Here is a 19,195-nt window from a genome sequence, read left to right on the forward strand (position 1 = left end):
CGCGGCGATACTGAGCGGGTGCCAGACATAGAGTCCGTCGCGTCCCGTGAGATATACCGCAATCAGTGGATGGTGTTACGCGAAGACGACATCCGCCGGTCCGACGGCAGTCCCGGCATCTACGCTGTCGTGGACAAACCGACGTATGCCCTCGTAATGCCCTATGACGGAACGCGTTTCCGCTTGGTAGAGCAGTACCGGTATCCGGTCGGGGCGCGGCGCTGGGAATTCCCGCAGGGCACCGCTCCGGATCTGGCCGACCTCGAACCGGCCACCCTGGCCGCGCGTGAGTTGCGTGAGGAAACCGGTTTGGCGGCATCTGCTTTCGAGCCCCTGGGTCAGCTCGATGTCGCGCCGGGCATGAGTAGCCAGCGCGGGTGGGTTTTTCTCGCGACCGGGATCTCGGAGGGACTGGCCGATCGCGAGCATGAAGAACAGGACATGCACAGCGCCTGGTTCGCTCGGCAGGACGTCGAGGACATGATCCGTGGGGGAGTGATCGTCGACGCCCAGTCGATCGCCGCCTATGGACTGTTTCTGCTGCGGGGCTGATGAGCCTGTCGACGAAACTTCGTGTCCGTCGCGATACCCGGCTGCGTCCTCCGTACGCCATCATCGACACGATGCGTGCGGGAACTGTATGGGCAATGCTTGCCGCCGTGGCGCTGGTGGCCGCCCCGGCGACGTCGGCCGCAACGCCGTCGTGGACGGGCAAGTACTCCCTGGTGCGCTACGCCGCCGAGAAATCCGGCACCAGCGTGGCCGCCGGGCAGGCCGAGCGTACCTTCAGTGCCGACTACGACTTCGCCACGGCCTGTTCGTCTGTTACCTGCGTCGCAACGGCGAACAACGGTCCCACCCCGAACAACCCGACCATCTCAGTGCCCTCGCACTACACCTGGGATGGATCCAGGTGGGTGGAACGCTTCGACTTCCAGTGGGATTGCTATATGGGAGAAGGGGTTTCAAAGGTGTGGGCGCCGGCCACGTCGTGGGCGTACTACACCCCGCAATCCGACGGGTCGCTGCGTGGCGTGTGGCACACCGACATCACCAGCGGTCCGTGCCAGGGCAGCGTGGAGATGCCGGTAGCGGCGTTCCGGGTGAAACCTTGAGCGCCGCAAGCAAATGCGGGGACCCGCAACGGGACCCCGCACTGTGGCTTCGATATCTACGTGGTGGTGGTCTTGACGTACTGCGGGCAGTAGGCCTTCGCGGCGTCCACGGCGAACGTGTTCGCACCTTTGTTGCTCAGGCCGGTTCGTTGCGCAACATTGGCGATGACCTGCTTGGTCGAGGTTCCGGCGTTGAGTTCGTTGCACACGGTGTGTGCTTCGCTGATGGCGCGCGAGGCGCTCGGCGGCTGAATTCCGTCAGCCTCGATCTGGGCGATGAACGCGTCGTCGACCGCGGTGGCGCCGGCGGTGCCTGCGAAGCCGAGTGCAGCCAGCCCGAGCGCGCCGGCGGTCAGGGTGGTGCCGGCAAGGGACGCAGTGAAGCGGCGAGTGAACATGGGTGACTCCGTGCTGGTGGTGGTGGACGCGGGATTGCGTTAACCCCATCCTCAGCACGCGGTCTTGATGGATTCTCAATAGATTCTTGGCAGATCGGAGACCGCCATCTCAGCTGTACGAGCTCGCAATCACCCAGCGGCGTTGGGCCGCAACGGCGGACACGCACCGCCGTAGTCGGACGCCAGTTCGAAGTGCCAGATCTCGTTGGCGTAGATCTGACAGAGGCCGTACGCGGCGCCGTTGCGAATGAGCCAGCTGTCGGCGGCCGCGGGACCGACATCGACGGCTTTGCCGATCACGTGCTTGGAGACCTGGGGCGAAGCAACGTACTGACTGGCGGCGGCGGCGCTGCCGTAGGTGACGACGGCGTCGTCGAACAGGCGCTGCTGAAACGCCGGTGAGCGCCATCCCGACGTCAGGCCAACGGTGACTCCGTCGGTAGCGGCAGCCCGGGTGGCGCGCTCGAGTGCGTTGAGCAGCGCCGGGTCGAGGCGGTTGACCGCGGGGTCGGACAGATCGAAGGGGCTCAGGCGCTGGCCGTCCGGGATCCAGCCGCCGGCGGTGTCCCCGGACACCGGACCGGCCGGGGTCGGCTCGTCGGAGCCACCCGGGGCGGCCGCGGCCGGTGCGCCGACGGCCACACCGGTCAGCGTCAACGCAACAGCAGCTACCAGGGATCGAGTGAGTGACAGCATCGATCCAGTCTGATCGACGCCTGCGGTAACCGCTCAGGCGGCTGCGGCTGTCGACATCAGCGGACGCAGCGAATCGAACAACGGCTGGCGGTTGCGCAGGTAGAAGTGGCCGCCGCGCAGCATCTGCACCGAGAAGTCGGCCTTGGTGCGCGACCGCCACTCCTGCAGGTCGTTTTCCTTGACGATCGGGTCCTCGCTGCCGCCGAAGACGTGGATCGGGCAGGACAGTTCGGGTGCGTCGCCGTCCTGGTCCGCCGTCTTGAGCAGCTTCAGGTCGTGCCGGGTGATGGTCAGGGCCTGCTCGTGCAGGGACGGCCAGCGCGTCAGACCCGAGGGCATCAACCCCATCTCGGCGAGGAATTCAGCGAGCTGCTTGTTGTCGAGCTGGTCCACGACGTGCAGCGGCAGCTGACGGTTCGGCGGGGCGTAGGCGGACAGGAAGATCGCCCGGGGCTGCTCCTCGCCGGCGGCGGCCCGCACGCAGGCCAACCGGTAGGCGAGCATGGCGCCGAAGCTGTGGCCGAAGGACATGTGCGGCTCGTCGAGCAGCGGGCCGAGTTGCTCGATCACCGCGTCGACGAGGTCGCGCATGGTGGCGAAGCGTTCGCGGTTGGGAATCTCGACGGGAATCACCTCGACAGCGGGCCGCAGCGCCTTGACCCAGGCGTTGAAAACCAGTGCGCCACCGCCGGCGTGATGAAAGCAGAACAACCGCATGATCTCTGTCGCCTTTCGTATAGGCCCTTTTCCAGGCCCCCTGTAGTGACCACGGTCCCGCAGGGGGCTTGTCGGATCCTTGATGGATTCTTGGCGGATATTCGTTGGTGGGCGGGCGCCGCGCCTCGAGCTGCGCTGCCTGCGCAGGGTGGTGCATCAGACCGGCGGCCGCCTGAGGTCAGGCGAGGTCTTCTTCCGCCTCGTAGTCGGCGTACTGACGGACACCGGTCTGCAATGCCTTCTGCATGAGTTCTGGCTGGTAGGCGAACGGCTCGGTGGAGTCGATGAACTGTTCGACGACCCGCACGAAGCGGTCCGGGTGGTCGTCGTGCGGCATGTGGCCGGACTCCTTGAAGATCTCCAGGCGTGAGCCGGGGATCTGCTGGTGCGCCAGCCGAGCGTGGCTCACCGGGATGATCATGTCGTCCACGCCCCAGATGATCTGCAATGGAAGGTCCTGCATCAGGTACGTGCGGTCCAGCATCGTGACGTACTGGCCGCGGGTGTCGACCACGGCACGCAGCGTGCGGGCGAACGCGGCCACGGCGCCGGGCTTGCTCAAGCCGCGGGCCAGACGCGGCAGACTGGACACGTCGCGGGTGAAACGCGTTGAGCCGACGACGTTTTGGACGGTGCGGCCGACGAGTTCCACTGCGGAGAGCGCACCGGGAAGTTGCAGCATCGAGAGCGCCTCGGCGCCCATCGGCATGGCCGCGAACCGCAGCGCGATGCTGACGTCTTTGGTTACGCCGCCGGCGCTGACCAGCACGACGCGCTCCACGAACTCCGGGTACTGGTAGGTGAACTGCGCCGCGACGCCGCCGCCCAGGGAATGCCCGACGAGGGTGACGCGGTCGATGTCGAGTGCGGTGAGCAGGTCACGCAGGCCGTTGGCGAATGCGGGCAGCGAGTAGTCGGCGTTGGGCTTGTCCGATTCGCCGTGGCCCAACATGTCAGGGGCGATGACGGTGAACCGCTGCGCGAGCTTGGCATGTACCGGGCTCCAGGTCGTGGAGTTGTCGCCGACGCCGTGCAGCAGCACGATGACCGGTCCGGAACCGGCGATCCGGTAGGCGCGACGGTGGCCGTGGATGGTGCGGAACTGCAGCTTCGGCTCGGTGATGTCGCGGACGGGCCGCAGGTGGCGGCGGGTGCGGTTCGACATGGTGTCCCTCCCTGGTGTGCGTCTCCTCCGCCGTAAGCGGGGTATTGCAGAGAAGCGTGCCGGGGGGATCTTGGCGAGTTCTTGGAGATTTCTTGTCAGGACGGTCCGGGGGCCGGCCCTGCTCAGTTGATCCTGGTGAGGGTGAACGAGTCACGCAGGTCATGCAGACCGCACGGCGCCGCAGTTTCCAGGAAGTCCACTTCGCCGGCCAGCGTTGCCGGGTCCCACCACTGGTACACGTGAACGGGATGCTGCGTGCTGCCGAATATGGTTTCGCCAACGATGTAGGGGGGACAGAACGCGCCCTCCGGAACTACGCGTGTCACCGCGTACCGGCCGTTGACCAGCGGTGCATCAAAGCCTTCACCGGGTCCCGTCGACACGTGGGCGACGCACCCCGGTGTGCAGGTGGTCGTGATACTCCACGTCGCTACCACCCCGTCTTCGTCGGTGTAGGCGTAGTGACCATCTGTCATCACCAGATTCTCGGCGCGGGCTGTCGGTGCTGCGGCAAAAAGTCCCAAACCGCACGAGATCGCAAGCATTGCACGTAATGAGTCGATCTTCATCTGTGTCTGCCCTTAGTCATCGTTGACTGCGCTCGCTGAGCGTAAACGCAACGCTATCAACCGATTTGCGGGCGGGAAGTCGTGCGCAGCGGATTCATTGCCGACTCAAACAAAGCTTCATCGATTCGCGGACGGCGAATCTGAGCGTGCGACCGCGCGGATCAGGTTGGCGGTGCGACGCGGCTGGTCGATCATCACCAGGTGTCTGGCCGGAGCGAGCGTAATATGTTCTGCACCAAGGTTTTCGGCGAGCTTGACCTGTTGGGCGCGCCAGCGCCGGGTGTACCAGCCGGTGTGGGCAGTGGCCACCGTGCAACGCACGTCCGTCAGCGGGTGACTGGCGCGTAGGTCGCACAGCGCCTCCGCGATCTCGTGGTAGGCGGCATATTCGCTGAGCAGCGCGATCTCAATGTCGTTTGTCGATGCGGCGCGGCATATTTCGGACATCATCGGGGCATCGAGTCCGTCAGGACGACGGCGCTGCACCAGCATCAGGCCGGCACGGGCCAGCGGAACCCGCAGGTGCAGCCTGGCGAGCGTCGCGACGGCCCCATCGACGACGGCAAGCTTGGTCCGCAGCGGTAACGTCAGCCGCCGACGGTGAGCGATGCTGGAATCGAGCAGTAGCAGCGCGCGGGTGCGCTCCGGATACAGGCGCGCAAACGCTTCGGCGTAGAAGCCGCCGATCGAGTGCCCCACCACCACAACCGGATCCGATCGCCCCACCACCTCGAGCGCAGCCCCGATCCGGTCGGCCTCTGATCGGAGCATCTGACGGGCATCGGGCGCCGGTATGGTTTCCGCCGTTATGCCCGGCCGGTCGAACCGCACGACGGTGTGGTCCTCGGCCAGGTTCGTGACCGTGTCACGCCAATGCAGTGCCCGGCCCCCCAGGCCGCTGCACAGCACCACGACCGGGCCGGTGTTGCCATCCACGCGTACCCGGAGCTGACGGCCGCCGACCTCGACGACGTGGTCGGTCACGGGCCGGATCCGACGCTGCAGCTGCCGGCGGGCTGCGGTGGCGTACTCCATCCGGCCGGGGTGAGGCCCACCAGGACATCATGCCGTGTCCGCCGGTCGGCACCGATGATCGTTATCCGATACGGGTGAGGGTGAACGTGTCGTGCAGGTCGGGAAGGTTGCACGGAGCCGCGCTCTCCAGGAAATGCGCCTCTCCGGACATCGTGCGCGGGTCCCACCATTGATGAACGGTGACCGGATGCGTGCCGCCGTCCCAGAGGGAGCCGTTGTCTCCTAGGTAGTAGGAGGGGCATGTCACGCCGTCCGGAATCATCCGGGTCACTGTGTGCCGGCCGTTGACCAGTGGAGCGTTGAAGCCATGGCCCGGCTCTGTTGTCACGTGAGCGACGCACTGCGGGGTGCACGTGGTCCTGATCGACCAGGTGCCGACGTCACCGTCTTCATCCAGGTAGCGGTAGGTGCCATCCATCGCGGGTCCTTCGGCCCGGGCGAGCGGTGTACCGGTGCTACAGCAAGCGGCGAATGTTAACGCAAGTGCGGCAAGCCGCAAGTCGAGCCTCAAGTCGCCACCTACCTACCTGGAATTAATTGCCATCGGACAATATCGCCGAAGTGTATCAGCAAAAACGCTGCCCAAGGCACCTGTTCAGGAATCTTCAGGGGAAAATGTCGGGCGGTCGCCACGGCGTGACTCCCGGCCGTGCCGATTTCAACTCATCCAGCGCGAAAATGGCCGGCGCGTCCGGTTGTGTGCAGTTACTCTGCGCGTTCGGGTCGGCTGCGAGCGGTGCGCAGAGCGACGTAGATCAACCAGCCGGCGAAAGCCGTCAGCTCGGCGCGCTGGGCAATGCCGATGACGCCTACGTGGTCGGCGTTGTCCAGGAGCATCGCCAGACCCGTCAGAAGTGCTGTCCCGGTGAGCGCCCCCAGCATGAACAGTCCCAAGCGACGGACCTTCGGTGCAGCACCCTCGCGCACGTCGGCGATGGCGAAGGCCAGAAGCGAGCCAATCGCCGCGGCGAGCACCACGCCACTACTCAGCCAATGCAGTTGGTGGCCGATGGGCACCGTTCCTGAGGCTTCGCGAGCGGCGCAGGTGGGGTTGGAACTCGGGGCGCACACCAGCGTCCAGATGGTGTTATCCAGCACCGTGGCCGCGGAGAAAACCACCACCGCCAACCACCCCTTGATGCTCCAGCGGCTGCCGGGCCGGCTCAGCAGGGCAGCGGTGGCTGCCACGACGAGTGCGGCTGCGGCGCACAGATCGCCGGCCCGGAACCATTCGCCGTAGGGCTGGTCAGCGGCCGCCAGTTCACTGATGTAGAGATCGGGGTCGGGCAGCGTGCGGGTGAAAACAGTCTCCAGCACCCAGTTGGAGTAGAGCATGGCTCCGGCGACGGCCCCGGCCGCCGCGACCCACCGCAGCACCGCGCGCCGCGAAGGGCGCTGTCCCGCGACGTCGTCGTCGCGTTGCCGCAAGGCCATATCGCCATCATGCCGTGCTGATAGGTTCGCCCGCTGCAACTATGCCGCGAATGGTGCATCCGGTGAGGTGTCACAGAGGCCGGCGTCGGCCGACGTGCTCGCTGATGCAAGCGCCCGCGATGGTCAGCCGGTGAAGGTGACGACATTCCCCGGGAACAACTGGTTGCCCGGTTGCGGCGGCCGCGGACCGCAGGATCGGTCCCGACTCGCCCAGCAGTTCACCGAGCTTGTCCACACATCGTTGCCGCCCGCGTCGAACGCGATGTCCATGGTCGCTGTGCCGGCCGGGCTGTCAACGCCGTTGGTGTCGTAGTGGAAGTTGGCCACGATCGTGGTGCGGCCCTTGCTCCGCTTGTCCGACCGGCTGCCCTCCATCTGGAGCAGGGTGAAGTGGAACTTCTGTCCGGGCTTGGCGTGATCGTTGTGATTGGGGCCTGACGCCGGGTATTTCGCTGTACTGCTGTAGTCCCAGAACACGAGTTCGACGTTGGTGTTGTTCACGATGTCGAACGGGCTGGTGTTGGCGGGGTCGGCGCCGGCAGTTCCGGAACCGCCGGTGGTGAACGTGAGGCCGAGGACAGTGGCCAGAACGCCCACTTGCAACACGTGAGTCGCGGCCGATGTCTTCATCGTGGTCCTCCTGGCGAGGCTTTCACCGACAAGCGTCGCATTGCGCCTTCGGGTCACGCTACCAGCAGCCTGCCCGAGCCCCTCAAGTCCTGCTCGCTTGCCGATCAGGTGGACGGCGTCGATCTCTGGCCGGCGAGATGGGCGCTCCGCAAGGTCGTGAATTACATTGCGGGACAGTGGTATTGAGTACCCAATCTGACGAGAGCGCGGCCTGTCGTACCCGCTGACCGCAGCGCAGTGTTACCGGATTCTGGTGAGGGTAAATCGGTCATGGTGGTCGGCAAGCCCGCACGGACCGGAGTGGTCGTAGAAGTCCACCTCACCGACCAGTGTTTGCGGATCCCACCATTGGGTGACGGTGATCGGATGCGTGCTCGCGGGGATCCATCGACCGTAGTCCCCGGCGGTGAATCCCGGACAGGTCACGGCGTCGGCGATGGTGCGGGTGCTGGTGTAGCGGCCGTCGATCAGTGCGGCATCGAACTCTCGTCCGGTTGCCGTTGTCACGTGGGCGACGCAATCTGGCGCGCAGTTGGTCGTGATGGTCCACCTGCCGGTGTCGCCGTCTTCGTCGTGATAGAGAAATGTCCCGTTCGTGGTCGGGTCCTCCGCCCAGGCCGGTGTAGCCGCACAGATTCCGAGGCCAGAGAAAATAACGATCGCCGCGCTGACTGCTGTGATTTTCATGGTGTGCCTTAGCTCGCGGGTCCCCCCGGACACCAAGAACACTAGAACCGAAAACATTGCTGCCATAGTGTGTTTCGGCAACTCATACCGGACTCCTAGGCAACGCGGCCGACCCTGGCTGCTGCGCGACAGGGTAGCGGTGTCAGGTGTGTCGGCAGTGTTCACGACGCCCGGATAGATCGCGGATAGGCGATGGTTGGTGCTTCGCACGGGGGTCCGACTCGGGCATAGTTGGCGGCGTCGAATCGGGAGAATGCGATGAGAGCTTGGCAACTAGTCGCCGCCAACGAGCCCCTGCAGCTGGTGGACTGCGACGACCCGGTACCGGGACCCGGGCAGGTCGTCGTCGAGGTCCGTGCCGCGGGCCTCTGTCATAGCGATGTGGGATTTCTGGACGGAACGTTGACCCCGCTGCTGCCCAGGTTGCCGATCATTTTGGGCCATGAGGTGGCCGGAGTGGTGGGGGCGGTGGGTCCCGGTGTCGCGGACTTTCATGTCGGGGACCGCGTAGTGGTCGAGTTGGGCAAGGCCGGCGCGCCGGGTTGGTCAAGCGACGGGGGCTTCGCCGACAAATGCCTCACCTCGGCGGAGGCATTGATCAGACTGCCCGACCGGATCGAGTTCACCCAGGCGGCTACCGCCACCGATGCGGGCCAGACCGCGTACGGCGCGGTGCTGGGTGTCGGCGCGGTGCGCGCCGGTGAGAAGGTCGGCATCGTCGGGTTGGGCGGGCTGGGTCTGACCGGTGCGCGGATCGCCGTGTTGGCCGGAGCGCAGGTGTATGCGGCCGAACCCAAACGCGAGGTGTGGGAACTCGCCAAACGGCAGGGCGTCCTCGATGTCGCTGAGGACGTCCGCGAATTGGCCTCTCTGCAACTCGATGCGATCGTGGATTTCGCCGGATTCGGGTCCACCACGGCCGGCGCAATCGGCGCGGTTCGGGTGCAGGGGCGCGTGATCCAAGTGGGTCTCGGACGGAACGAAGCAACGATTCCGACCTCGGAACTGGTGATCAAAGAGGTGACCCTGCGGGGAGCACGAGGCGGTCATACCGGGGCTCTCGAAGCGGTTCTCGCGCACATGGCCGCCGGGGAGCTTGAAATCCACACCGAAACGATCACCTTCGACGACATTCCCGAGGCCATCGAGCGACTCAGACTCGGCAACGTGGTCGGTCGAGTGGTTGCCGAGATGCCCTGACCGCTCGGGCGGTGTTCGGGTCGGCCACCCGGGCGCCCGGTGGTACCACAGCTGGGTGGCTGGGATGCCGGTGCCGTCCGGAATATGCTGAAAGGCAATCGATTTCGCCCGACCAGTGGTTTTCCGTGCTTGATGGGCCGCGGGACTGACTATCGCGATAGTTGGGATCGGTAGCGGGCCCCTGGATGTGTACTGGGCTTCCGACGGACCCAGTGGCGTCCGGATCACGCGGAAGGGACCACCATGAAGAAACTATTCATCGCAGCGTTGGCAACGGCGGCTTTGGTTTCGAGTGCCATCGGTCCGAGCGCGCAGAGTGCCCGCGCCGACAACCAGGGCCCATATCACTGGTGCCCGGGAGAGAGCATGTCGTTCCCGCCGGGACCCGGGCGAGACATGGTGTGGGACATGAACATCTGTCACACGTTTTACTTCGTCGACTACGGCAAGGGCAATGTGCCGAGCAGCATTCCCGGACCACCCGGGCCGTGGGTGTGGGACGGCGAGAACCCTCCGCCGAGTAACCGGTGTTACCCCTGGTGCTTGTAGTCGCCTTGCCGGCGCCCCACGGTGGGCATTCGCCCATCGGTGACGATGCTGGTCAGAGGGTGCCCCCGGCAGGATTCGAACCTGCGGCCTTCTGCTCCGGAGGCAGACGCTCTATCCCCTGAGCTACGGGGGCGCATAACACCATGTGCGCCATAGGGCATAAACAAGCCCCGCCAGACTAGCGCATCCCGGTGACCGCCCGACCACCGGTAATGGATTCGAGGCGAACGCGCCCGAGCCAATAGGATGGACGCTCGTGACCCCCGCCGACCTCGCTGAGCTGCTCAGAATCACCGCCACCGCGGTGCTGGCCGAGCATGATCTCGACGTGTCGGTGTTGCCGCAGACGGTCACCGTGGAACGACCGCGTAACCCAGAGCACGGCGACTACGCTTCCAACCTGGCGCTGCAGCTGGGCAAGAAAGTCGGCGCCAATCCGCGTGAGCTGGCCGGATGGCTTGCGGACGCACTGGTCCGGGCCGACGGCATCGCCGCCGCCGAGGTGGCCGGTCCCGGCTTCATCAACATGCGCCTGGAGACTTCTGCGCAGGCCAAGATCATCAACGACGTGATCGACGCCGGGGCCGGGTTCGGGCACTCCGACGTGCTCACCGGGCAGAAGATCAACCTGGAGTTCGTCTCGGCCAACCCCACCGGTCCCATCCACATCGGTGGCACCCGCTGGGCAGCCGTCGGTGATGCGTTGGGTCGGTTGCTCGCCACCCAGGGCGCCGAGGTGGTCCGCGAGTACTACTTCAACGACCACGGCGCGCAGATCGACCGCTTCGCCGACTCCCTGGTGGCTGCCGCCACCGGGCAGCCCACTCCCGCGGACGGCTACGCGGGCACCTACATCGTCGATATCGCCGCCCAGGTGCTGCAGAAACAACCGGATGCCCTCAGCCTGCCCGAGGCGCAGCGGCGCGAGACGTTCCGCGAGATCGGGGTGGACCTGATGTTCGCCCACATCAAAGAGTCGCTGCACGAATTCGGCACCGACTTCGACGTCTACACCCATGAAGACTCGATGCACACCAGCGGCCGCGTCGACGAGGCCGTCGAGAAACTGCGCGACACCGGCAGCATCTACGAGAAGGACGGCGCAACGTGGTTGCGCAGCAGTGCCTTTGGCGACGATAAAGACCGCGTTGTGATCAAGAGTGACGGCAAGCCCGCCTACGTGGCCGGTGACCTGGCCTATTACCTGGACAAGCGGGAGCGTGGCTTCGACCTGTGCATCTACATGCTCGGTGCCGACCACCACGGTTACATCGCCCGGCTCAAGGCCGCCGCCGCGGCGTTCGGTGAGGACCCGGCCACCGTCGAGGTGCTGATCGGGCAGATGGTCAACCTGGTTCGCGACGGCCAGCCGGTGAAGATGAGCAAGCGGGCGGGCACCGTGATCACCTTGGACGACCTGGTCGAGGCCCTGGGGGTCGACGCCGCGCGTTACAGTCTGATCCGTTCGTCGGTGGACACTCCCATCGACATCGACCTGGCATTGTGGTCATCCGCGTCCAACGAAAACCCGGTCTATTACGTGCAATACGCGCACGCTCGGCTTTCGGCGCTGGCGCGGAATGCCGCCGAGCTCGGCCTGATCGCCGACACCGGGCATCTCGAGCTGCTCAGCCACGACAAAGAGGGCACCCTGCTGCGCACCATCGGCGAATTCCCGCGGGTGCTGAAAACTGCAGCCTCCCTGCGGGAACCGCACCGTGTGTGCCGCTACCTCGAAGACCTCGCCGGTGACTACCACCGCTTCTACGACGCCTGCCGGATCCTGCCGCAGGGTGACGAACAACCAACCGACCTGAACACGGCCCGGCTCGCGCTGTGCCAGGCCGCTCGCCAGGTCATCGCCAACGGATTGGCCATCCTCGGAGTCAGCGCCCCGGAGAGAATGTGAACGTTCATCCCGCCGGACCCCGGCACGCCGAGGACGCCCGGCAAGCCGGCAGCCCGCCCCGTCCGCAGTCTGCCGAAGAACTATTGCGGTTGGCGCCGAACGTGTGGCCGCGCAGTACCTCTCGTGATGAGAGCGGGGTGGCCGCGATAGCCGGGGTGACGGTCACCGACCTGGCTGAGCAGTACGGCACGCCGCTGTTCGTCGTCGACGAGGACGACTTCCGATCGCGCTGCCGCGAGACCGCCGCGGCCTTCGGCGGCGGAGCCAACGTGCACTACGCCGCCAAAGCGTTCCTGTGCAGCGAGATCGCCCGCTGGATCGGCGAAGAGGGCCTGTGTCTGGACGTGTGCACGGGCGGAGAACTGGCCGTAGCCCTGCACGCCAACTTCCCGCCCGAGCGAATCACCTTGCACGGCAACAACAAATCGGTGGCCGAACTGACTACCGCGGTGAAATCCGGTGTCGGCCACATCGTGTTGGATTCGATGACCGAGATCGAGCGACTCGACGCCATCGCCGGCGAGGCGGGCATCGTGCAGGACGTGCTGGTGCGTCTCACCGTCGGTGTGGAGGCGCACACCCACGAATTCATCTCCACCGCACACGAAGACCAGAAGTTCGGGCTGTCGGTGGCCAGTGGTGCGGCGATGGCCGCGGTCCGGCGGGTCTTCGCCACCGACCACCTGCGAATGGTCGGTTTGCACAGCCACATCGGGTCGCAGATCTTCGACGTCGCGGGCTTCGAGATCGCCGCACACCGGGTGATCGGCCTGCTGCGGGAAATCGTCGCCGAATTCGGGGTCGACAAGACCTCGCAGGTGTCCACCATCGACCTCGGTGGCGGCCTTGGCATTTCGTACCAGCCGTCCGACGATCCACCGCCGATCGCCGATCTGGCGGCCAAGCTGAGCGTGATCGTGGGCAACGAGTCGGCTGCCGTCGGGTTGCCCACACCCAGGCTGGTGGTCGAACCCGGCCGTGCCATCGCCGGGCCGGGCACGATCACGCTGTATGAGGTGGGCACCGTCAAGGATGTCGATGTCAGCTCGACTGCGAACCGACGCTACGTCAGCGTCGACGGCGGTATGAGCGACAACATCCGCACCGCGCTCTACGACGCGCAGTACGACGTACGGTTGGTTTCGCGCCTGTCCGACGCCCCCGCCGCGCAGGCCCGCCTCGTCGGAAAGCATTGCGAGAGCGGCGATATCATCGTGCGTGATACCTGGGTGCCCGATGACATCCGGCCCGGCGATCTGGTCGCGGTGGCCGCGACCGGCGCCTACTGCTATTCACTGTCGAGCCGTTACAACATGGTGGGCCGTCCCGCCGTGGTAGCCGTGCGCGAGGGACAGTCCCGGTTGATCCTGCGCCGCGAAACGGTCGACGATCTGTTGAGTCTGGAGGTGAGGTGACCGTGCCCGATAACGTCAAGGACGAAAAGGCCGTCGGCGTAGCGGTACTCGGGTTGGGTGTGGTCGGCAGCGAGGTCGTGCGCATCATCGAGGAGAGCGCCGAGGATCTGGCGGGTCGCATCGGCGCACCGTTGGTGCTGCGCGGCGTCGGGGTGCGGCGGGTGGCGGCGGACCGCGGGGTGCCGATCGAACTGCTGACCGACGACATCGAGGAACTCGTTTCGCGCGACGACGTGGACATCGTGGTCGAGGTGATGGGACCGGTCGAACCGGCCCGCAAGGCGATCCTGGCCGCAATCGAGCACGGCAAGTCCGTGGTCACCGCTAATAAGGCCCTGCTCTCCACCTACACCGGCGAGTTGGCCAAGGCGGCCGAAAACGCCGTCGTCGACCTCTATTTCGAGGCCGCGGTAGCCGGCGCAATCCCGGTGATCCGCCCGCTCACCCAGTCATTGGCGGGGGACACCGTGTTGCGGGTCGCCGGCATCGTCAACGGCACCACCAACTACATCCTTTCCGAGATGGGCAGCACCGGAGCCGATTACGAACAGGCGCTGGCCGATGCCAGTGCGCTCGGCTACGCCGAGGCCGACCCGACCGCCGACGTCGAGGGTTACGACGCCGCCGCCAAAGCCGCGATCCTGGCATCCATCGCTTTCCACACCCGGGTGACCGGCGACGATGTGTACCGCGAGGGCATCACCAAGATCACTCCGGCCGACTTCGAGTCCGCGAAATCCTTGGGCTGCACCATCAAACTGCTGTCCATCTGCGAGCGCATCACCACCGACGAAGGTCAACAACGCGTTTCGGCCCGGGTGTATCCGGCGTTGGTGCCGCTGTCGCATCCGCTCGCTTCGGTCAACGGCGCCTTCAACGCGGTAGTCGTGGAGGCAAAGGCGGCCGGTCGGCTGATGTTCTACGGGCAGGGCGCCGGCGGTGCCCCGACCGCGTCGGCGGTCACCGGTGACCTGGTGATGGCTGCGCGGAACCGGGTGCTCGGCAGTCGCGGTCCGCGCGAGTCCAAGTATGCGCAACTCCCGGTCGCGCCGATGGGTTTCATCGAGACCCGCTACTACGTGAGCATGAACGTCGCGGACAAGCCGGGCGTGTTGTCAGCGGTGGCAGCGGAATTCGCGAAACGCGAGGTGAGCATCGCCGAGGTCCGGCAGGAAGGTGTGACCGGCGAAGGCGGCCAACGGGTCGGCGCCCGCATCGTGGTGGTGACACACCAGGCAACCGACGCCGCTCTGGCGGAAACCGTTGACGCTCTTGCCGACCTGGACGTGGTGTTGGGTGTGGCGAGCGTGCTGCGACTGGAAGGAACCGATCTATGAGTGCCCCGAAGACAGCCGTGCACCAGCCCTGGCTGGGTCTGATCGCGGCATATCGGGACCGGCTGCCGGTGGGTGACGACTGGACCCCGGTCACCCTGTTCGAGGGTGGCACGCCGCTGATCCCCGCGCCGCGGCTGTCCGAAAAGACCGGTTGCACAATTCATCTGAAGGTAGAGGGACTCAACCCCACCGGTTCCTTCAAGGACCGGGGCATGACGATGGCCGTCACCGACGCTCTGGCCCGCGGGCAGCAGGCGGTGTTGTGCGCATCGACCGGAAACACCTCGGCCTCGGCCGCGGCGTACGCCGCCCGGGCCGGCATCACCTGCGCGGTGTTGATTCCGCAGGGCAAGATCGCGATGGGCAAGCTGGCCCAGGCGGTTATGCACGGCGCCAAGATCATCCAGATCGACGGCAACTTCGACGACTGCCTGGAACTGGCCCGCAAGATGACCGCCGACTTCCCGACGATCTCGCTGGTCAATTCGGTCAACCCGGTCCGCATCGAAGGCCAGAAGACGGCGGCGTTCGAAATCGTCGACGCCCTCGGCTTCGCCCCGGACGTGCACGCGCTCCCCGTCGGCAATGCCGGCAATATCACCGCGTACTGGAAGGGTTACAGCGAATATTACCGCGACGGGCTGATCGACAAGCTGCCCCGGATGCTGGGCACCCAGGCCGCCGGCGCCGCGCCGCTGGTGCACGGCGAACCGGTGAAGAATCCGGAGACCATCGCCACCGCGATCCGTATCGGCGCACCCGCCTCCTGGACGGCCGCCGTCGAGGCCCAGCAGCAGTCCAACGGCCGGTTCCTGGCGGCCACCGACGACGAGATCCTGGCCGCATACCGGTTGGTGGCCAGCCTGGAAGGGGTCTTCGTCGAACCGGCGTCGGCGGCCAGCATCGCCGGTCTGCTCAAATCCGTCGAGGACGGCTTCGTGCAGCGCGGCTCGACGGTGGTGTGCACGGTGACCGGTAACGGTCTCAAGGATCCCGACACCGCACTCAAAGGTATGCCGGAAGTCGCTGCGCTGCCGGTCGATCCGGTGCTGGTGGTCGAACAACTAGGCCTCGGTTAAGTTGCGTTCGCCAGCGCAGCGGGGCGCTACCGGACGGCCGTGACACGGTGACTCAGTCGCTGCCCGCCGGCCTGGCCGCCACTGCCGTGGTCTCGGCGTCCAGCGCCAACCTCGGCCCGGGCTTCGACAGCCTCGGAATGGCGCTGCAGCTGTGTGACGAGGTCGCAGTACAGACAACGGATTCCGGCTTGGTCGTCATAGTCGAGGGCGAAGGCGCCGGACAAGTGCCGCTGGGCCCCGAGCATCTGGTGGTGCGGGCGATCCAGCGCGGTCTGCAGGCGGCGGATGTGCGGGCCGCCGGTCTGTTGGTGCGCTGCCGCAACGACATTCCGCACTCCCGCGGTCTGGGCTCCTCGGCGGCAGCCGTGGTGGGCGGCCTTGCCGCGGCGAATGGTCTTGTCGCGCAAACGGATTCAGTGCCGCTGAGCGAAGCCCAGCTGATTCAACTCGCTTCGGAGTTCGAGGGTCACCCGGACAATGCTGCGGCCGCTGTGCTGGGCGGCGCGGTGGTTTCCTGGGTGGATCACCACGGTGGTCAGCCGGTCTACTCCGCAGTCCCGCTGCACCTGCATCCCGACATCCAGTTGTTCGCCGCGATTCCCGACGAGCGATCGTTGACGGCGGAAACGCGCGTGCTGCTACCCGCGCAGGTCAGTCATGCGGACGCACGATTCAATATCAGTCGCGCTGCGCTGCTGGTGGTCGCCCTCACCGAACGACCCGATCTGCTGATGGCTGCCACCGCAGATGTTCTGCATCAACCGCAACGCGCTGCGGCGATGCCGTCGTCGGCGGAATATTTGCGGCTCCTGCGGCGTCTTAATGTTGCGACAACGCTTTCCGGGGCCGGGCCGTCGCTGATCATGGTCGTCACGGACCCGGAGTTGCCAGGTGAAGCAGTGGAATACGGGAATGCGAACGGATTCGCCATCAAGAAGATGACGCCGGGCGAGGGAGTTCGCTGGCGGCCGGGGGTCGCCGCCGCAGGATGATCCACAGGGTGGCGGCGAGGTTTCTTGCTTCCCGTCAGGAAGCGGGTTATTCTCGGAGCCGTCCAGCAATCGCAGCATCTGCATCTGCATAGACTGCCTTGACGCTAAGACAACACCAATTCTTCTCGCAGACGAGGTTCGCAGTTTCGTCGCCCAGGCGATCACCGTTTCAGAGTCGATGATTGGGCGCCCTCGGCATTTTGCCTGAATATTCGTCCATGCAGGAACCCCCGTTTGACCTGATCAGCGGGGCAAGAAAGGAAATCCGTGACTGATACGGACCTCATCACGGCTGGCGAAAGCACCGACGGCGAGAAGCTGTCGAACGCCGTGACCACAGACTCTCCCGCCGGCTCCGACGTCAAGACCGACGTCCCGAGCGCGAAAAGTAACGCGCCGGCGGGTTCGTTGGCCACCATGGTGCTGCCCGAATTGCGGGCCCTGGCCAACCAGGCCGGAGTCAAGGGCACCTCGGGGATGCGCAAGAGCGAGCTGATCGCCGCGATCCAGGAAAGCCGCGGACGGGCCAACGGCGCGTCGGGCAAGGCTACGGCGCAGGTGGACGGCGAGAAGGCTCCAGCAGCAGCAGAGAACACGGCGCCGGCAGCGGCCGATAAGGCCGACGCACCGCCGCAGCAGGACGCACAGAGCGACCGGGCGCCGGAGGCCGCCGCGCAGAGCGCACCCGCCCAGGACGCACCGCCCGCCGACGGCGCTGCTCAGGACAACCAGAAGAACGACGCCCCGCGCCGGGAGCGTCGCGGTGCTTCCCGGGAATCCGGTGCGGCCGACACCAAGGACAGTGCTGACGACACCGCCAACCAACGGCGTGACCAGAAGTCAGCCAAGAACGATGAGCGTTCCGCGGACTCGGGCAACGACCAGAGCGGCGACCAGCAGGGCGGCGGCGGTCAGCAGCGCGGCGGCTCGAACCAGAACTCGAACCAGAACTCCAATCAGCAGGACGACGACGGCGACCGGCAGGGTCGCCGGGGCCGCCGGTTCCGCGACCGCAGGCGCCGCGGTGAGCGGACTGGCGACGGTGGCACCGAAACCGAACTGCGCGAAGACGACGTCGTCCAGCCGGTAGCCGGCATCCTCGACGTGCTGGACAACTACGCGTTCGTGCGCACCTCCGGCTACCTGGCCGGACCGCACGACGTCTACGTCTCGATGAACATGGTCCGCAAGAACGGCCTGCGGCGCGGCGACGCGGTCACCGGTGCCGTCCGGGTGCCCCGCGAGGGTGAAGGCGGCGACAAGAACCCGCGGCAGAAGTTCAACCCGCTGGTGCGGCTGGACACCATCAACGGCGGCTCGATCGAAGACGCCAAGAAGCGACCCGACTTCAGCAAGCTGACGCCGTTGTACCCCAACCAGCGACTGCGTCTGGAAACGACCCCGGATCGGTTGACCACGCGCGTGATCGACCTGATCATGCCGATCGGCAAGGGCCAGCGCGCGCTGATCGTGTCACCGCCCAAGGCCGGTAAGACGACGATCCTGCAGGACATCGCCAACGCGATCACCCGCAACAACCCGGAATGCCACCTGATGGTCGTGCTGGTCGACGAGCGGCCCGAAGAGGTCACCGACATGACCCGCTCGGTCAAGGGCGAGGTCATCGCCTCGACGTTCGACCGGCCGCCCACCGACCACACCGCGGTCGCGGAGCTGGCGATCGAGCGGGCCAAGCGCCTCGTCGAACAGGGCAAAGACGTCGTGGTGCTGCTCGACTCCATCACCCGGCTGGGCCGCGCGTACAACAACGCCTCGCCCGCGTCCGGCCGGATCCTGTCCGGTGGTGTCGACTCCACCGCGTTGTACCCGCCGAAGCGCTTCCTGGGAGCCGCCCGCAACATCGAGGGCGGCGGATCGCTGACGATCATCGCCACCGCGATGGTGGAGACCGGCTCGACCGGTGACACGGTCATCTTCGAGGAATTCAAGGGCACCGGTAACGCGGAGCTCAAGCTGGACCGCAAGATCTCCGAGCGTCGGGTGTTCCCCGCGGTCGACGTGAACCCGTCGGGCACCCGCAAGGACGAGCTGCTGTTGTCACCCGACGAGTTCGCGATCGTGCACAAGCTGCGCCGGGTGCTGTCCGGTCTGGATTCCCACCAGGCCATCGACCTGCTGATGTCGCAGCTGCGCAAGACGAAGACCAACTACGAATTCCTGGTCCAGGTGTCCAAGACGACACCGGGCGGCATGGACAACGACTAGCGCACCGGGAATGCCCACGCGCACCTGGTTGTTTTGGGGTGA

20 protein-coding genes and 1 tRNA gene are annotated in these 19,195 nt (G+C 66.0%); 10 read left to right on the plus strand and 11 right to left on the minus strand.

The window, feature by feature from the left end; translation table 11 throughout:
• Positions 1–18: 18 nt before the first annotated feature.
• Positions 19–552: an NUDIX domain-containing protein gene (locus AC5Y5Z_RS17690; protein ID WP_499926594.1), complete on the plus strand. Its 534-nt coding sequence runs from the start codon at positions 19–21 to the stop codon at positions 550–552.
• Between the two features lie 95 nt (positions 553–647).
• Positions 648–1,115: an Rv2253 family sensor-like surface protein gene (locus AC5Y5Z_RS17695; RefSeq protein WP_499926596.1), complete on the plus strand. Its 468-nt coding sequence runs from the start codon at positions 648–650 to the stop codon at positions 1,113–1,115.
• A 56-nt stretch (positions 1,116–1,171) separates the two neighbouring features.
• Here AC5Y5Z_RS17695 and AC5Y5Z_RS17700 read toward each other — a convergent pair whose 3' ends face one another.
• From AC5Y5Z_RS17700 to AC5Y5Z_RS17745, 10 genes are all read right to left on the minus strand, one after another.
• The gene (locus AC5Y5Z_RS17700; protein WP_463826650.1) at positions 1,172–1,513 is read right to left on the minus strand and encodes a DUF732 domain-containing protein; all 342 of its coding nucleotides are present in this window, start codon (positions 1,511–1,513) and stop codon (positions 1,172–1,174) included.
• Between the two features lie 129 nt (positions 1,514–1,642).
• Complete coding sequence (locus AC5Y5Z_RS17705) at positions 1,643–2,209, minus strand: M15 family metallopeptidase (protein ID WP_463826649.1); 567 nt, start codon at positions 2,207–2,209, stop codon at positions 1,643–1,645.
• Positions 2,210–2,242: 33 nt separating this feature from the next.
• The gene (locus AC5Y5Z_RS17710; RefSeq protein ID WP_499926599.1) at positions 2,243–2,926 is read right to left on the minus strand and encodes a thioesterase II family protein; all 684 of its coding nucleotides are present in this window, start codon (positions 2,924–2,926) and stop codon (positions 2,243–2,245) included.
• 178 nt (positions 2,927–3,104) lie between these two features.
• Complete coding sequence (locus AC5Y5Z_RS17715; protein WP_499926600.1) at positions 3,105–4,091, minus strand: alpha/beta fold hydrolase; 987 nt, start codon at positions 4,089–4,091, stop codon at positions 3,105–3,107.
• Between the two features lie 122 nt (positions 4,092–4,213).
• Positions 4,214–4,567: a hypothetical protein gene (locus tag AC5Y5Z_RS17720; RefSeq protein ID WP_499926602.1), complete on the minus strand. Its 354-nt coding sequence runs from the start codon at positions 4,565–4,567 to the stop codon at positions 4,214–4,216.
• A gap of 210 nt (positions 4,568–4,777) precedes the next feature.
• Positions 4,778–5,644 (minus strand): alpha/beta fold hydrolase, encoded by an 867-nt coding sequence (locus AC5Y5Z_RS17725; protein WP_499926604.1) that lies wholly within the window; start codon positions 5,642–5,644, stop codon positions 4,778–4,780.
• A 112-nt stretch (positions 5,645–5,756) separates the two neighbouring features.
• Positions 5,757–6,113, minus strand: coding sequence for a hypothetical protein (locus AC5Y5Z_RS17730; RefSeq protein ID WP_499926606.1), 357 nt, complete (start codon positions 6,111–6,113; stop codon positions 5,757–5,759).
• A 287-nt stretch (positions 6,114–6,400) separates the two neighbouring features.
• Positions 6,401–7,129 carry a DUF998 domain-containing protein gene (locus tag AC5Y5Z_RS17735; protein WP_463826643.1) on the minus strand — a complete coding sequence of 243 codons (729 nt, stop codon included), beginning with the start codon at positions 7,127–7,129 and terminating at the stop codon, positions 6,401–6,403.
• Positions 7,130–7,252: 123 nt separating this feature from the next.
• Positions 7,253–7,759, minus strand: coding sequence for a hypothetical protein (locus tag AC5Y5Z_RS17740; protein WP_499926608.1), 507 nt, complete (start codon positions 7,757–7,759; stop codon positions 7,253–7,255).
• Positions 7,760–7,999: 240 nt separating this feature from the next.
• The gene (locus AC5Y5Z_RS17745) at positions 8,000–8,446 is read right to left on the minus strand and encodes a hypothetical protein (protein ID WP_499926610.1); all 447 of its coding nucleotides are present in this window, start codon (positions 8,444–8,446) and stop codon (positions 8,000–8,002) included.
• Between the two features lie 258 nt (positions 8,447–8,704).
• Here AC5Y5Z_RS17745 and AC5Y5Z_RS17750 point away from each other — a divergent pair, with 258 nt between their 5' ends.
• Complete coding sequence (locus AC5Y5Z_RS17750; RefSeq protein ID WP_499926612.1) at positions 8,705–9,646, plus strand: alcohol dehydrogenase catalytic domain-containing protein; 942 nt, start codon at positions 8,705–8,707, stop codon at positions 9,644–9,646.
• A 243-nt stretch (positions 9,647–9,889) separates the two neighbouring features.
• Positions 9,890–10,195 carry a hypothetical protein gene (locus AC5Y5Z_RS17755; protein ID WP_499926614.1) on the plus strand — a complete coding sequence of 102 codons (306 nt, stop codon included), beginning with the start codon at positions 9,890–9,892 and terminating at the stop codon, positions 10,193–10,195.
• Positions 10,196–10,255: 60 nt separating this feature from the next.
• Here the strand turns inward: AC5Y5Z_RS17755 and AC5Y5Z_RS17760 are convergent.
• A tRNA-Arg gene (locus tag AC5Y5Z_RS17760) sits at positions 10,256–10,328 on the minus strand.
• A gap of 123 nt (positions 10,329–10,451) precedes the next feature.
• Between AC5Y5Z_RS17760 and argS the strand changes: the two genes are divergently transcribed.
• From argS to rho, 6 genes are all read left to right on the plus strand, one after another.
• Positions 10,452–12,104, plus strand: coding sequence for an arginine--tRNA ligase (argS, locus tag AC5Y5Z_RS17765; RefSeq protein WP_499926616.1), 1,653 nt, complete (start codon positions 10,452–10,454; stop codon positions 12,102–12,104).
• Positions 12,105–12,187: 83 nt separating this feature from the next.
• On the plus strand, positions 12,188–13,519 hold the full coding sequence (gene lysA / locus AC5Y5Z_RS17770) for a diaminopimelate decarboxylase (protein WP_499926737.1): 1,332 nt from the start codon (positions 12,188–12,190) through the stop codon (positions 13,517–13,519).
• Positions 13,520–13,521: 2 nt separating this feature from the next.
• The gene (locus tag AC5Y5Z_RS17775; RefSeq protein ID WP_463826803.1) at positions 13,522–14,856 is read left to right on the plus strand and encodes a homoserine dehydrogenase; all 1,335 of its coding nucleotides are present in this window, start codon (positions 13,522–13,524) and stop codon (positions 14,854–14,856) included.
• Positions 14,853–15,935, plus strand: a complete 1,083-nt coding sequence (thrC, locus tag AC5Y5Z_RS17780) for a threonine synthase (protein ID WP_499926618.1) — start codon at positions 14,853–14,855, stop codon at positions 15,933–15,935. The genes AC5Y5Z_RS17775 and thrC overlap by 4 nt, the downstream gene beginning before the upstream one ends.
• A gap of 47 nt (positions 15,936–15,982) precedes the next feature.
• The gene (gene thrB, locus AC5Y5Z_RS17785; RefSeq protein WP_499926620.1) at positions 15,983–16,927 is read left to right on the plus strand and encodes a homoserine kinase; all 945 of its coding nucleotides are present in this window, start codon (positions 15,983–15,985) and stop codon (positions 16,925–16,927) included.
• Between the two features lie 267 nt (positions 16,928–17,194).
• Positions 17,195–19,153, plus strand: coding sequence for a transcription termination factor Rho (gene rho, locus AC5Y5Z_RS17790; protein ID WP_499926622.1), 1,959 nt, complete (start codon positions 17,195–17,197; stop codon positions 19,151–19,153).
• Positions 19,154–19,195: the final 42 nt, after the last annotated feature.

The sequence above is a fragment of the Mycobacterium sp. NGS29 genome, assembly GCF_059812965.1.